This window comes from Streptomyces spinosisporus (assembly GCF_022698145.1).
GTDB lineage: Bacteria > Actinomycetota > Actinomycetes > Streptomycetales > Streptomycetaceae > Streptomyces > Streptomyces spinosisporus.
This window is the reverse complement of record NZ_JALDAX010000003.1, coordinates 1-13,791: the sequence shown is the minus strand read 5'-3', so window position 1 is coordinate 13,791 and position 13,791 is coordinate 1. Positions and strand designations below refer to the sequence as shown.

The 13,791-nt window shown below is 71.7% G+C and carries 12 protein-coding genes; 9 read left to right on the top strand and 3 right to left on the bottom strand.

Going from position 1 to position 13,791, the window contains the following annotated elements; all coding sequences use genetic code 11:
• Positions 1-225 precede the first annotated feature (225 nt).
• Positions 226-492 carry a phosphopantetheine-binding protein gene (locus MQN93_RS08295; RefSeq protein WP_242708953.1) on the bottom strand — a complete coding sequence of 89 codons (267 nt, stop codon included), beginning with the start codon at positions 490-492 and terminating at the stop codon, positions 226-228.
• A gap of 12 nt (positions 493-504) precedes the next feature.
• Complete coding sequence (locus MQN93_RS08290) at positions 505-2,031, bottom strand: class I adenylate-forming enzyme family protein (RefSeq protein ID WP_242708952.1); 1,527 nt, start codon at positions 2,029-2,031, stop codon at positions 505-507.
• Positions 2,032-2,453: 422 nt separating this feature from the next.
• On the opposite strand from MQN93_RS08290, the gene MQN93_RS08285 reads away from it, so the two are divergent.
• The 5 genes from MQN93_RS08285 to MQN93_RS08265 all read left to right on the top strand — a co-directional run bounded on the left by MQN93_RS08285 (position 2,454) and on the right by MQN93_RS08265 (position 7,811).
• Positions 2,454-3,590: a MupA/Atu3671 family FMN-dependent luciferase-like monooxygenase gene (locus MQN93_RS08285; RefSeq protein ID WP_242708951.1), complete on the top strand. Its 1,137-nt coding sequence runs from the start codon at positions 2,454-2,456 to the stop codon at positions 3,588-3,590.
• Between the two features lie 16 nt (positions 3,591-3,606).
• Entirely contained in the window at positions 3,607-4,152 is a 546-nt protein-coding gene (gene ssuE / locus MQN93_RS08280; protein ID WP_242708950.1) for an NADPH-dependent FMN reductase, read from the top strand.
• A gap of 64 nt (positions 4,153-4,216) precedes the next feature.
• On the top strand, positions 4,217-5,284 hold the full coding sequence (locus tag MQN93_RS08275) for a glucose-1-phosphate thymidylyltransferase (protein ID WP_242709394.1): 1,068 nt from the start codon (positions 4,217-4,219) through the stop codon (positions 5,282-5,284).
• Complete coding sequence (gene rfbB / locus MQN93_RS08270) at positions 5,281-6,273, top strand: dTDP-glucose 4,6-dehydratase (protein WP_242708949.1); 993 nt, start codon at positions 5,281-5,283, stop codon at positions 6,271-6,273. Before MQN93_RS08275 ends, rfbB begins: the two co-directional genes overlap by 4 nt.
• Positions 6,270-7,811 carry an FAD-dependent oxidoreductase gene (locus MQN93_RS08265; protein WP_242708948.1) on the top strand — a complete coding sequence of 514 codons (1,542 nt, stop codon included), beginning with the start codon at positions 6,270-6,272 and terminating at the stop codon, positions 7,809-7,811. Before rfbB ends, MQN93_RS08265 begins: the two co-directional genes overlap by 4 nt.
• Before the next feature lie 77 nt (positions 7,812-7,888).
• Here MQN93_RS08265 and MQN93_RS08260 read toward each other — a convergent pair whose 3' ends face one another.
• Positions 7,889-8,503, bottom strand: a complete 615-nt coding sequence (locus tag MQN93_RS08260) for a dTDP-4-dehydrorhamnose 3,5-epimerase family protein (protein ID WP_016435250.1) — start codon at positions 8,501-8,503, stop codon at positions 7,889-7,891.
• A gap of 144 nt (positions 8,504-8,647) precedes the next feature.
• Here MQN93_RS08260 and MQN93_RS08255 point away from each other — a divergent pair, with 144 nt between their 5' ends.
• The 4 genes from MQN93_RS08255 (at position 8,648) to MQN93_RS08240 (ending at position 13,649) form a co-directional block, all read left to right on the top strand.
• Positions 8,648-9,676, top strand: coding sequence for an NAD-dependent epimerase/dehydratase family protein (locus MQN93_RS08255; RefSeq protein WP_242708947.1), 1,029 nt, complete (start codon positions 8,648-8,650; stop codon positions 9,674-9,676).
• Positions 9,669-10,970 (top strand): lipopolysaccharide biosynthesis protein RfbH, encoded by a 1,302-nt coding sequence (gene rfbH, locus MQN93_RS08250; protein WP_242708946.1) that lies wholly within the window; start codon positions 9,669-9,671, stop codon positions 10,968-10,970. The genes MQN93_RS08255 and rfbH overlap by 8 nt, the downstream gene beginning before the upstream one ends.
• A 227-nt stretch (positions 10,971-11,197) precedes the next feature.
• Complete coding sequence (locus MQN93_RS08245; RefSeq protein ID WP_016435247.1) at positions 11,198-12,679, top strand: NDP-hexose 2,3-dehydratase family protein; 1,482 nt, start codon at positions 11,198-11,200, stop codon at positions 12,677-12,679.
• A complete protein-coding gene (locus MQN93_RS08240; RefSeq protein ID WP_242708945.1) occupies positions 12,672-13,649 on the top strand; it encodes a Gfo/Idh/MocA family protein in 978 nt (325 codons plus the stop codon). The genes MQN93_RS08245 and MQN93_RS08240 overlap by 8 nt, the downstream gene beginning before the upstream one ends.
• Positions 13,650-13,791: the final 142 nt, after the last annotated feature.

Genomic DNA, 13,791 nt, shown 5'->3' with positions numbered 1-13,791 from the left:
CAGTGCCGTGGCGGGCGGTTCGGCGGGGATTCAGCGGCGGTTCCTGAGGGCGGCGCCGCCGAACTTGGCGATGAGGCAGGCGATGACGGTGACGCCGAGGCCGATGCAGAGGTGGGCGATGTTCATGGCGTTTCTCCTTGGGGGGTTGGATTGGGGGGCTGGATTGGGGGGCTGGATTGGGGCGTTGGATTGGGGCGTTGGGTCGACCGGTGCGTGAGGGTGGGGTCAGCGGGCGGCGGCGCGCTGGGCGCTCAGGACGTTCCACAGGGCCGCCGGGGTGGCGAAGGTCGCCGCGGTGAGGGTCTCCTCGGGGAACTCCACCTCGTAGGTGTCCTCCAGGCGGACCAGCAGCTCGATGGTGGCCATCGAGTCCAGGCCGGCTTCTTTGAGGTCGAGGGCGGGGTCGAGCGGGGCCGAGCCGGCCAGCCGGGGCAGCACGCCGACCAGCAGCTGCTCGAAGTCCGGGTCCGGGCGGGTCGTGGCGGTGGTCATGTTCCGTACTCCTCAGTCGGGCCGGACCGGGCCGGCGTTCTGCTCGCGGCGCAGCCGCTGCTTGTCGGTCTTGCCGTTGGGGGTGAGCGGCAACGCGTCCAGCACATGGCAGGCGGCGGGGACCTTGGCGGCCTCCAGACGCTCGGCCAGCTGGGCGAGGACCGCGTCGGGGGTCAGGTCGGTGACGGCGTGGAGCGTGAGGTCGTGGCCGTCGGCCGGGGCGAGCGCGGCGGCGGCCGCGACGCCGGGGATGTCCAGGGCGGCCGTCTCGATCTCCAGGGTGCCCATGCGCACCCCCTTGCGCTTGAACAGGTCGTCGCGGCGGCCCTCGAAGTAGAGGTGGCCGTCGGCGTCCAGATGCCCGTAGTCGCCGGTGTGCAGGGTGACTTCGCCGGTGGCCGGGTCGGGGCGGAAGCGCAGGGCGGTCTGTTCGGGGGCGCGCCAGTAGCCGCGCATCAGGTGCGGGCCGCGCACGGCGATCTCACCGACCGTGCCGGGCGGCAGCGGGCGGCCCTCGTCGTCGAGGACGAGCACCTCGGTGCCGTCCAGGGCGCGGCCGACCGAGCCGGGCCTTTCGAGGTCGCCGTCCGGTTCCAGGACGGTGATGCGCTTGCACTCGGTGGTGCCGAACATGGGCGACACCTGCGCCTTGGGGAAGGACTCCCGCAGCCGCGCGATGACGGGGGCGGTCAGGGCGGCGCCGGTGTTGGTGAACAGCCGTACCGGCGGCGGTTCGCGGCGGTCGCGGCGGGCCAGCGTCAGCAGCATCTCGCCGAGCGAGGGCACCAGCGGGACGACGGTCACGCCGTACTCGTGCAGAGCACCCAACAGCCGTACGTGGCGGTCGGGTTCGGTCAGCACCAGCTGGGCGCCGGCGATCACCGACAGGAAGATCTGGTAGAGGCCGTAGTCGAAGGAGAGCGGCACGGCGGCGAGCACGACGTCGTCCTCGCGGTACTGCAGCCGGGCCTGGATGGCGCGCGCCGCGAACACGATCGGCGCGTGCGGGCTCGCGACGGCCTTGGGGGCGGAGGTGGAGCCCGAGGTGTAGATCAGCAGGCCGAGGTCGTCGGGGGCGACGGAGATGTCCTCGTGCACCCCACCCCCGAACTGCTGCTCGGCACCGGCCCGCGCATGGGCGAGCGGCACGACGGGCCGGTCCGTCAGTTCTCGTAGCAGATCGACGTCCTCGTCGCCCTGCGCGATCAGCATCACGGGGTCGCAGTCGGGCACCACGGTGCTGAGGTGGAACCGCTTCATCGCCGGGTTGACCGGCACGAAGACGATGCCCCGGCGCAGCGCGCCGAAGAGCAGTGCGGTGAACTCGCGCACATTGCCCACCCGGGCCAGCACGCGGTCACCGCGGCCCACCCCCCGAGCGGTGAACCAGTCGGCGTACGCCCGTGACCAGGCGTCGAGTTCGGCATACGTCCAGCTGCCCGCGGCATCCCGCACCGCCGGCGCATCGGGCCGCGCGGCAACCGCCGCGGCAAGCAGGCCGTCGACGGTGTCGGCGGCCACCAGTGTCTGAGTCGTCATTCAGCAACCTCGTGGTGCGATCGGGTCCGTCGAAGCGGAAACAGTTCCCCCCACCGTGCCGCCGCCCACTAGAACCCCACTGGAGCCACAACCGCACACGACAAACCTGTAGCCGCCGACGGCGAGAACCCCCGCGGAAGCCACCCGCGGCCGCCGACGAACCCACACGACCCGCCCCCGCCACCGGCGAAAAACCCCGCGGCACCACCCGCACCCGCCAACGGCGAAAGGCCCCCACAGGGGCCACCCGCACCCGACGACGAAACCGTCACGGGTGGTGCGGGTGGGAGCACAACCCGCCGAAGGCGAAGCCGAGGCGGACACCCCCAACCTGCCCGCACTCAAGCCCCGTACGAGCACACCCCCCGATGGTGACCGCGAGCAGCACTCCGCACCCCGCACCCTCAAGGAGGCAGCACAGGATGAACACGACCGCGGACGCGGCCCCCCGCCAATCCGACAGCCCACCCCCCGGAGGGCCTGACTTCGGCATCTTCTTCTTCGCCGCGGTCGGCGACCGCTCCGAGGAGACGTACCACCTCATGCTCAGCGCGGCCCGCCGCGCCGACACCCTCGGCTTCGGCTTCGTCTCCACCCCCGAACGCCACTTCCACCGCTTCGGCGGCGCCTTCCCCAACCCGGCCGTCACCTCGGCGGCCATCGCCGCGGTCACCCGCCGCATCCAGATCCGCGCCGGCAGCGTGGTCACCCCCCTGCACCCGGCGTCCCGCATCGTCGAGGACTTCGCCGTCGTGGACGGCATCTCCGGCGGCCGAGCGGCGATCTCGGTGGGCTCCGGCTGGAACGTCAACGACTTCGTGATCGCCCCGGGCAAGTACGAGAGCCGCCGGGAGCAGATGACCCGCGACGTGGCGGACATCCGCGAGGCCTGGCGCACCGGCCGCTGGACCGGCCCCACCCCGCTCGGCACCGAGGCCACGCTGCCGCTGTACCCCCGCCCGGTGCAGCCCGAGCTGCCGGTGTGGGTGACCGCCTCCCGCAGCGAGGGCACGTTCGTCGAGGCGGGCCGCCTGGGCTGCAACATCCTCACGCATCTGGAGAACCAGGACATCGACTCGCTCGCGGGCAAGGTCGCGCTGTACCGCGCCGCCCGCGCCGAGGCCGGGCAGGAGGGCCCCGGCACGGTCACCGTGATGATGCACACCTACGTCGCCGAGGACCCGGAGTCCGCCCGCACCGTCGGCGGCGGCGCCCTGCGCGACTACCTGCTGTCCGCCATCGACCTGGAGGCCGGCGCCGTACAGGCCGGCGGCCGGATGAGCGGCAACAAGGAGGGCCGGGACGTCCTGTCCGCGGCCCGCGCCCAGCAGAAGCTGGCCGACCTCGGCGTCAACCGCTATCTGTCCGGCAACTCCCTGATCGGCTCGGTCGAGGAGTGCGCACGCACGGCCCGCCGGGTGCGCGCCGCCGGGGTCGACGAGATCGCGTGCCTGGTCGACTTCGTCCGCGATCCCGCGCAGGTGCTCGCCTCCCTCGAACTGCTCGATGCCGTACGCCGTGACGCCGCGCGGGCCGACGAGCCCGTGGCGGCCCGCTGACCCAGGAGGTCGCCCCATGCCGACGATCCTCGCCGTCTCCGGCAGCCCGTCGCCGGTCTCGCTCACCCACCGGGTGCTCACCCGCGCCGCCGAACGGCTCGGCGGGCGCGGCCACTTGGTCGACGTCCTGGCCGTACGCGCCCTGCCGCCCGGCCCGCTGCTCGCGGCGGACACCGCGCACGCCGAAATCGACTCCGCCGTACGGCAGTTCACCCAGGCCGACGCGGTGGTGCTGGCGACCCCGGTCTACAAGGCGGGCTGTTCGGGCCTGTTGAAGGCCTTCCTGGACCTGCTCCCGCAGTTCGCCCTCGACGGCAAGGTCGTCCTGCCGCTGGCCACCGGCGGCTCCCTGGCCCATGTGCTCGCCCTCGACTACGGACTGCGCCCGGTGCTGATGTCGATGAAGCCGGCCGCGGTCGCCGAGAGCTTCTTCGTGCACGCGGAACAGGCCGAAGCCGTCGCCGCGAGAGCCCAACTCGACGTCGCCACCGACCGGTTCGCCGATCTGGTGGAGGCCCTGCACCGGCCCACGCGCCGCCATCTGGCACCGGCGGCCGCCTGACCCGACCCGAAACATCACCCACCGCCCCATGACTGTCACACCGAACTCCCCGGAAGAGGCCCCCATGAAGGCTCTAGTGCTGGCCGGCGGGACGGGATCGCGGCTGCGCCCGTTCAGCTACTCCATGCCCAAGCAGCTCATCCCGATCGCCAACAAGCCGGTCCTGGAACACGTCCTCGACAACATCCGGGACATCGGCGTCACCGAGATCGGCATCATCGTCGGCAACCACGCGACCGAGATCGCGGACGCCCTCGGCGACGGCTCCCACCTCGGCGTCGCCATCACCTACATCCCGCAGGAGCGCCCGGCCGGCCTCGCCCAGACCGTGCAGCTGGCCCGCGGCTTCCTCGGCGACGACGACTTCGTGATGTACCTCGGCGACAACATGCTGCCGGAGGGCATCCGGGAGGCCGCCGCCGAGTTCCGCGCCCTGCAGCCCGCCGCGCAGGTGCTGGTCGCGCAGGTCGCGGACCCGCGGGCGTTCGGGGTCGCCGAGGTGGACGCGCACGGCGTGGTGGAGCGGCTGGTGGAGAAGCCGCCGGTGCCGCGCTCCAACCTGGCCCTGATCGGCGTGTACTTCTTCACCCCGGCGATCCACGAGGCCGTCGACGCGATCGAGCCGAGCGCCCGCGGCGAACTGGAGATCACCGACGCCATCCAGTGGCTGGTCACCGACGGGCGGACGGTACGGGCCCAGGAGTACGCCGGGTACTGGAAGGACACCGGCAAGGTCGAGGACGTCCTGGAGTGCAACCGGATGCTGCTGGACGCCGTGGCGCGCAGCGTCGAGGGCGAGGTCGACGAGGACTCGGTGCTGATCGGCCCGGTCGTCGTCGAGCCCGGTGCCCGTATCGTCAACTCCTTCGTGGTGGGACCGGTGGTGATCGGCGCGGGCACCGTCCTGCACGACAGCCACGTCGGCCCGTACACCTCGATCGGCCGGGACTGCGTCCTGACCGACGCCCATCTGGACCGCTCCATCGCCCTGGACGGGTCGACCGTCTCCGGAGTGCGCGGCCTGCGCGGCTCGCTGCTCGGCCGGTCCGCCGCCGTCACGGGCGCACGGCTCGAAGAGCGCCACCACCGTCTGGTGGTCGGCGACCACACCCGCGTGGAGGTCGCGGCATGAGCAAGAAGATCCTGGTCACCGGCGGCGCGGGCTTCATCGGCTCGCACTACGTCCGCACGCTGCTTCAGGGCGGGTACGAGGGCTACGAGGACGCCGAGGTCACCGTCCTGGACAAGCTCACCTACGCCGGCAACCGCGACAACCTGCCGGCCGAGCATCCCCGGCTCACCTTCGTGCGCGGGGACATAGGCGACCTGCCGCTGCTCCTGGAGCTCTTCCCGGGCCACGACGCGGTGGTGCACTTCGCCGCCGAGTCGCACGTGGACCGCTCCCTGGAGTCGGCCGCGGAGTTCGTGACGACCAACGTCGGCGGCACCCAGAACGTGATGGAGGCCGCCCTGCGCACGGGCGTCGAGCGGGTCGTGCACATCTCCACCGACGAGGTCTACGGCACCATCGACGAGGGCTCCTGGACGGAGGAGTGGCCGCTGCTGCCCAACTCCCCCTACGCCGCCTCGAAGGCGGGCTCGGACCTGATCGCCCGCGCCTACTGGCGCACCCATGGCCTGAACGTCTCCATCACCCGCTGCTCCAACAACTACGGCCCCTACCAGCACCCCGAGAAACTCATCCCGCGCTTCGTCACCAACCTGCTCGAGGGCGAGACGGTCCCGCTGTACGGCGAGGGCGCCAACATCCGCGAGTGGCTGCACGTCGACGACCACTGCCGGGCCATCCAGCTGGTGCTCACCCGCGGCCGGGCCGGCGAGGTCTACAACGTCGGCGGCGGCAACGAGCAGACCAACCGCCAGATCACCGAGCGGCTGCTCGAACTGACCGGCAACGACTGGTCGAAGGTGGTCCGGGTCGCCGACCGCAAGGGCCACGACCTGCGCTACTCGCTCGACGAGTCCAAGATCCGGCGGGAGTTGGGCTACGCACCGCGCACCTCCTTCGAGGAGGGGCTCGCCGCAACCGTCGCCTGGTACCGCGACAACCCGGGCTGGTGGAAGCCGGTCAAGCACGGCACCGAGGAGGAGGGCAAGTGACCACGTCCGCCCCCCAGGTCCTGGTCGTGGGCGCCGGGCCCGTCGGGCTCAGCGCCGCCCACGAGCTGGCCCGGCACGGTGTCCGGGTCAGGCTGGTGGACGCGGCGGACGGCCCTGCCACCACCAGCAGGGCGCTGGCCACGCACGCGCGCACCCTGGAGACGTACGACCAGATGGGCGTGCTGGACGAGCTGCTGCCGCGCGGCCAGCGCGTCGAGCACTTCACGCTGCACCAGAACGGCCGCCGGCTGATCCGCTTCGACACCGACTACAGCAGGCTGCCCACCCGCTTCCCCTTCACCCTCATGGTCGACCAGGTGATCACCGAGGAGGTGCTGCGCGACGCCACGGCCCGGCTCGGCGTGACCGTCGAGTGGGGCGTACGGCTCGACGGCTTCGAGGACCTCGGCGAGGACGGCGTACGCGCGCGTCTGACCGGACCCGGCGGCCGCACCGAGACAGTCGCCGCCGACTGGCTGGTCGGCGCCGACGGCGGGCACAGCACCATCCGCAAGCAGCTCGGTCTGAAGCTGGCGGGCGAGTCCAGCGAGACCTGGCTGATCGCGGACGCGGTCGTCGACTGCGACCTGCCCAAGGACAGCATCCACTGGATGCGCACCCCGCGCGGCACGGTGATGATGGTGCCGTTCCCCGACGAGGGCAAGTGGCGTCTGCTGGACACCGCGGAGACCTCCTACGGCGGCGACGACCGCATGGTCGCCGAGCGTTTCGCCGCGAAGATCACGGCGGGCACCGGCAAGCCCGCGAAGGTCGAACTCCCCTCCTGGGTCTCGGTGTTCACCATTCAGCAGCGCATGATCCCCAGCATGCGCCAGGGCCGGGTGCTGCTCGCGGGCGACGCCGCCCATGTGCACAGCCCGGCGTCCGGACAGGGCATGAACACCGGTGTCCAGGACGCGGTCAACCTGTCCTGGAAGCTGGCGGCCGTGCTGCGCGGCGAGGCGGACGACACGCTCCTGGACTCCTACAGCGCCGAACGGGTCCCGGTCGGGGCCGAGTTGCTGCGCACCACCAAGGTGGCCACGCTCCTGGTGCAGCTGCGCAGCCGCAAGGCGGCGGCGTTCCTGCGCACCACGTTCACGGTGCTGCGCAATCTGCCGCCCCTCAAGGGCCGTATCCAGCGCAAGATCATGGGCGGCATGTCGGCGCTCGGCCTCGGCTACGGCGACAGCCCGCTCACCGTCGCCGCCTCCGCACCGGGCATCCGCCCCGGCGAACGCCTCGCCCGGGTCGACGCCGCCGGCGCCGCCGCCTCGCCGCAGTGGCGGACGGTGCTGGACGAACTGCGCCGCCCCGACTGGCTGTTGCTCAGCAACGGCGCCTCGCACGCCGGCTCGCTGCGCACCGTCCGCCTCACCGACGCCTCGGTCTCCGCCGACCTCGGGCTGCGCCCCGGCGACTGGCTGCTGGTCCGCCCGGACGGCTATGTCGCCGCCCGCGGCGACGCCGGCCGGTCACCGCTCGCGGCCCTGAAGTCGCTCGGCATCCGTGTCAGGGAGACGGCCGAACTGGCCTGATCCGAGCGGGACATGAGCAGGAGGCCCGTACCGGTTCCCCGAAGGGACCCGGTACGGGCCTTTGCCGTCGTGCCCGTTCAGGCGGGCGTGCGCACTGCGGCGGCGTAGAACTCCAGGCACTGCTCGTAGGACGGCAGCATGCCCCGCTCGGTGGCCTCGGCCACCGTGATCGCGTGCGCGTCCTTCTCGGACAGCAGCGGGTCCCCGGTCAGCCACTTGGACCAGGGCAGCCCCAGATCCGGGTCGAAGGCACGCAGATCGAGCTGGGTGCCGGGGACGTACTCGGTGGAGCAGAGATAGCTGATGCAGGTGTCGTCGGTGAGCGCGACGAAGCCGTGCGCGAGCCCCTCGGCGACGTACACGCCGCGTCCGCTGCGCGCGTCCAGCACCGTGCAGTCGTGCCGCCCGAACGTGGGCGAGCCGACGCGCACGTCCACCACGACGTCCAGCACCACCCCGCGCACACAACTGACCAGCTTCGCCTGCCCCGGAGGGATCGACACCCCGTGCAGTCCGCGGACGGTGTTGCGGGAGGAGACCGAGTAGTTGACCTGGCGGGGCAGGAACGAATGACCCGTCTCGGCCGCGAGAACGTCGTATCTGTACGACTCGTGGAAACTGCCGCGCTCGTCCGGCAGCAGCCTCGGGGTGATCCGGTACGCGTCCGGTACGGCCGTCTCTTCGATCCTCATGCCTCGGGACCGTAGGGGGGAGAACTCGATTCCCGGTAGCGCGGAAACATCCCCGGTGGCGTGAGCGAACGCCTGGTCCAGCCGCACCCTAGCGACAGCCGTCACAGTGCCTGACACACCGAACGAGTTGAGGGGCGAGATACGTTGGCGGCGATCGGACGAAGAGCTGAGGGCGGGCGCGCGGTACTCGTACTGGGCGCGTCGGGCTTCGTGGGCGGCCATGTCTGCCGCGCCTTCGCGGCGGCCGGGTGGCGGGTGGCGGGGGTGGCCCGGAGCACGCCGGACACCCCCGCGGCGTACGACATCCATGGACTCGACCTGGCGCGGGCCGACCCGGAACAGATCGTGGCGCTGGTGCGCGGCCACGGCGCGGACGTGGTGGTGAACGCGGCCGGTGCGGTGTGGGGCGCCACCGAGGCCGAGATGGACCTGAGCAACCGGGACCTGGTGCGGCGGCTGGTCGCGGCGCGGCCGCCCCGGCTGATCCAGCTGGGCTCGGTGCACGAGTACGGGCCCGTCCCGCGGGCCGGCATCACCGAGGCCGGCCCGACCGCCCCCGTCACCCCGTACGGACGGTCCAAACTGGCGGGCGCCCGGGCCCTGTTGGACTCCGGCACCGAGGGCCTGGTGCTGCGCGTGTCGAACGTGTCGGGCCCCGGCACCTCCCCGCTGAGCCTGCTCGGCATGGTCGCCGCCCATCTCGCGAAGAACTCCGGCGAGCCGCTGCGCCTCGCCCCGCTGCTCGCCCACCGCGACTTCGTCGACGTACGCGACGTGGCGGACGCGGTGCTGGCCGCGGCCTCCTCGAAGGCGACCGGACGGGCCGTCAACATCGGTGGGGGACAAGCCACTTCGGTACGGGAGGTGGTGACCCGGCTGGTCGCCCTGGCGGGCCGGGACACCCGGATCGTGGAGACCCCGGTGGCGGGCGCGGGGGCGGGTGCGCGTCCGCCGGAGGCCGAGTGGCAGCGCCTCGACATCACCCTGGCCGACCGGCTGCTCGGCTGGCGTCCGCGCATCTCGCTGGACGAGTCGCTGCGCGACCTGCTGGCCGAGGCGCACTGCCATCCGGTGTCCAGTGCCGTTCGAGCGCCTGCGCCGACGATGTCGGCGACGGGTCATCACCAGCGGCCGCGGGCCGGACTCACCCATGGAGGCAGGAAGTATGAGTGACACCAAGTCACAGATCCTGGAGCAGGTTCGCGACTACCACCTGGAGAAGGAGCCGTCGCGCGCGTTCGTCCCCGGCGTCGACGAGATCTGGCCCTCGGGCGCCGTCCTCGGGCCCGAGGACCGGGTGGCGCTGGTCGAGGCGGCCCTCGACATGAGGATCGCGGCGGGCAGCCACACCCGCCGCTTCGAGTCGAAGTTCGCCCGCTACATGAAGCGCCGCAAGGCCCACCTGGTGAACTCCGGTTCGTCGGCGAACCTGCTCGCCCTGTCCGCGCTCACCTCCCCGCACCTGGAGGACCGCAGGCTCCGGCCCGGCGACGAGGTCGTCACGGTCGCCGCCGGCTTCCCCACCACCGTCAACCCGATCATCCAGAACGGCCTGGTCCCGGTCTTCGTCGACGTCGAGCTGAAGACGTACAACACCACCGCGGAGCGCATCAAGGCCGCGATCGGCCCCAAGACCCGCGCCATCATGGTCGCCCACGCGCTCGGCAACCCCTTCGAGGTCGGCGAGGTGGCGCAGATCGCCGAGGAGAACGACCTCTTCCTGATCGAGGACAACTGCGACGCGGTCGGCTCCCGCTACGACGGTCGACTGACCGGCACCTTCGGGGACTTGACGACCGTGAGCTTCTACCCGGCCCACCACCTCACGATGGGTGAGGGCGGCTGTGTGCTCACCGCGAACCTCGCGCTCGCCCGGATCGTGGAGTCGATGCGGGACTGGGGCCGCGACTGCTGGTGCGAGCCGGGCGAGAACAACCGCTGCTTCAAGCGGTTCGAGTACCAGCTGGGCACCCTGCCCCAGGGCTACGACCACAAGTACATCTTCTCGCACGTCGGTTACAACCTGAAGGCCACCGATCTGCAGGCCGCGCTCGGCCTGTCCCAGCTGGACAAGATCGACGCGTTCACCGCGGCCCGCCGGCACAACTGGTCCCGGCTGCGCGAGGGCCTGGACGGGGCGCCGCACCTGATCCTGCCGGAGGCGACGCTGGGCAGCGAGCCCAGCTGGTTCGGTTTCGTGCTCACAGTCGCGCCCGGTGCCCCGTTCTCCCGCAAGGAGCTGGTGGACCACCTGGAGAAGCACAAGATCGGCACCCGCAACCTGTTCGCCGGCAACCTGACCCGCCAGCCGGCCTACCAGGACGTGCCGCACCGCATCGTCGGCGACCTCACCAACTCGGACGTCATCACCGAGCAGACCTTCTGGATCGGCGTCTACCCCGGCCTGACCGACGAGATGACCGACTACATGGTCACCACGATCCGCGAGTTCGTCGCGGGCCGGTGACACCCCCGGCCGGGCCGTCCGCGCGAGTCCCCGATTCCCCTGAATCCCGACTCCACCCGAGTCCCCGATTCCCCTGAGTCCCCGGCTCCCCCGAGTCCCCGACTCCCCTGAGACCCCGACTCCCTTGAGTTCCCGGCCCCCTGAGTCCCCGACTCCCCCGAGTCCCCGACTCCCTTGAGCTCCCGGCCCCCCTGAGCCCCCACGCCCCTGACAAGGAGAGACCGCACATGTCGTCGACACTCACGGAGTTGACGCTTCCGCAGCCCACGGTCCAGCCCCGCGAACCGGACTCCGTGGCCGACCGGATCGCGGCGTCCGCCGCGGCCACCGCCGGACGGATGACCACCGACGCGTTCCACGACTGGTTCGCCGCACGCGGCAGAGCGGGACGGTTCAGCGTCGAACGCATCCCGTTCTCGCAGCTGCGCGGCTGGTCCTTCGAGCCCGGCACCGGCAATCTGGTGCACGCCAGCGGCCGCTTCTTCAGCGTGGAGGGCCTGCACGTCACCACCGACCAGGGCCCGCACCGGGAGTGGTTCCAGCCCATCATCAAGCAGCCCGAGGTGGGCATCCTCGGCATCCTGGTCAAGGAGTTCGACGGCGTGCTGCACTTCCTGATGCAGGCCAAGATGGAGCCCGGCAACCGCAATCTGCTCCAGCTCTCCCCCACCGTCCAGGCCACCCGCAGCAACTACACCAAGGTCCACAAGGGCACGGACGTCAAGTACATCCAGTACTTCAACGGTCCGGACCGCGGCCGGATCCTCGCCGACGTACTGCAGTCCGAGCACGGTTCGTGGTTCTTCCACAAGAGCAACCGCAACATGATCGTCGAGGTGACCGGGGACGTCCCGCTCGACGAGGACTTCTGCTGGCTCACCCTCGGCCAGATCAACGAACTCATGCACCGGGACAACCTGGTCAACATGGACTCACGCACGGTCCTGGCCTGCCTTCCGGCGCACCGCCCCCAACTCCCCGCGCCCGACGCGTTCCTGAGCGCCCTCGCCCGCTCCCGCGACCCGGAGACCGGCGCGCTGCTGACCGACGTGGACCTGCTGTCCTGGTTCACCGCCGAACGCTCCCGGCACGACGTGCGCGCCGAGCGCATCCCGCTGTCCGAGGTGCCCGGCTGGACCCGCGACGAGACCCGCATCGGCAGCGACGACGACCGCTGGTTCGACGTCGTCGCGGTCGAGGTGCAGGCCGGCAACCGCGAGGTCACCGGCTGGACCCAGCCGCTGATCGAGCCGCGCAGCCGCGGCGTCGCCGCCTTCCTCGTGCGCTCCTTCGGCGGCGTACTGCATGTGCTGGCCAACGCCAAGGTCGAGGGCGGCTTCCTGGACACCGTGGAGCTCGCGCCGACCGTGCAGGCCTCGCCCGACAACTTCGCCGGCCTGTCCGTCGACCCGCCCTTCCTGGACGAGGTGCTGTCCGCCGGCCCCGACCGCGTCCGCTACGACGCCATCCACTCCGAGGAGGGCGGCCGCTTCCTGCACGCCGAGAACCGCTATCTGATCGTCGAGGCCGACGAGGCCGAGGCCCCGCTGCTGCCCCCGGCCGGTTTCCAGTGGGTGACGGTCAGCCAGCTCTCGGAGCTGGTCAAGCACGGCCACTACGTGAATGTGCAGGCCCGCACCCTGCTGGCGTGCCTCAACGCCATGAGCGCCTCCACCTACGACTTCATGGGAACCCGAGCACATGACTGAACGTCCGCTGCGCGTCGCCGTCCTCGGCACCGCGGACATCGCCCGCCGCCGCGTCCTGCCCGCCATGGCCGAGGACCCGGACGTCGAGCTGACCGCGGTGGCCAGCCGGAGCGGCGCACGCGCACGGCAACTGGCGGAGCGTTACGACTGCGCGGCCGTCGAGTCGTACGACGCCGTACTCGACCGGGACGACGTGGACGCGGTGTACGTCCCGCTGCCCGTCTCCCTGCACGCCGAGTGGGCCCGCCGCGCGCTGGCGGCCGGCAAGCACGTCCTCGCGGAGAAGCCGCTGACCGCGCATGCCCACACCACCGCCGAACTCCTGGACCTGGCCCGCTCCTCGGGCCTGGCCCTGATGGAGAACGTGATGTTCGTCCATCATCCGCAGCACTCGGTGGTACGGGAGCTGGTGGCGGGCGGCGCGATCGGTGAACTGCGCTCCTTCACCGCGGTGTTCGCCGTCCCGCCGCTGCCCGCGGACAACATCCGCCACCGCCCCGAGCTGGGCGGCGGCGCCCTGCTCGACATCGGCTACTACCCGGTGCGGGCCGCGCTGTACTTCCTCGGCACCGGCCTCAACGTGGTCGGCGCGGCCCTGGAGCACTCGGGCGGCTCGGCGGTGGAGACATCGGGCGCGGTGCTCGTGCGGTCCCCGGACGGCGTGCTCGGGCAGCTCGCCTTCGGGATGGAGCACGCCTACCGCTCGGCGTACGAACTGTGGGGCAGCGAGGGCCGGATCCGCGTCGAGTCCGCGTTCACCCCGCCCGCCGACCACAAGCCGACGGTGTGGGTCGCCGACGCGGGCGGCCCCCGCGAACTGACCCTCGCACCGCACGACCAGGTCGCCGCCACCGTGCGGGCCTTCGTACGGGCGGCCCGCTCCGGCGGCACCGACCCGCACACCGCCGCCGAGTGCCGGGAACAGGCCCGGCTGCTGGACGCCGTACGGGCCCGGGGGGCGGGCCGATGATCCGGGGAGGGACGACAGAGGGATGACTACGACTGTGACCACCGCAGGCCGGGTCGCCGAGTTGCATGAGATCCGGGCTCGGGCGCTGGCCGGGCCGAGTGAGAAGGCGACCGAGGCGCAGCACGCCAAGGGCAAGCTGACG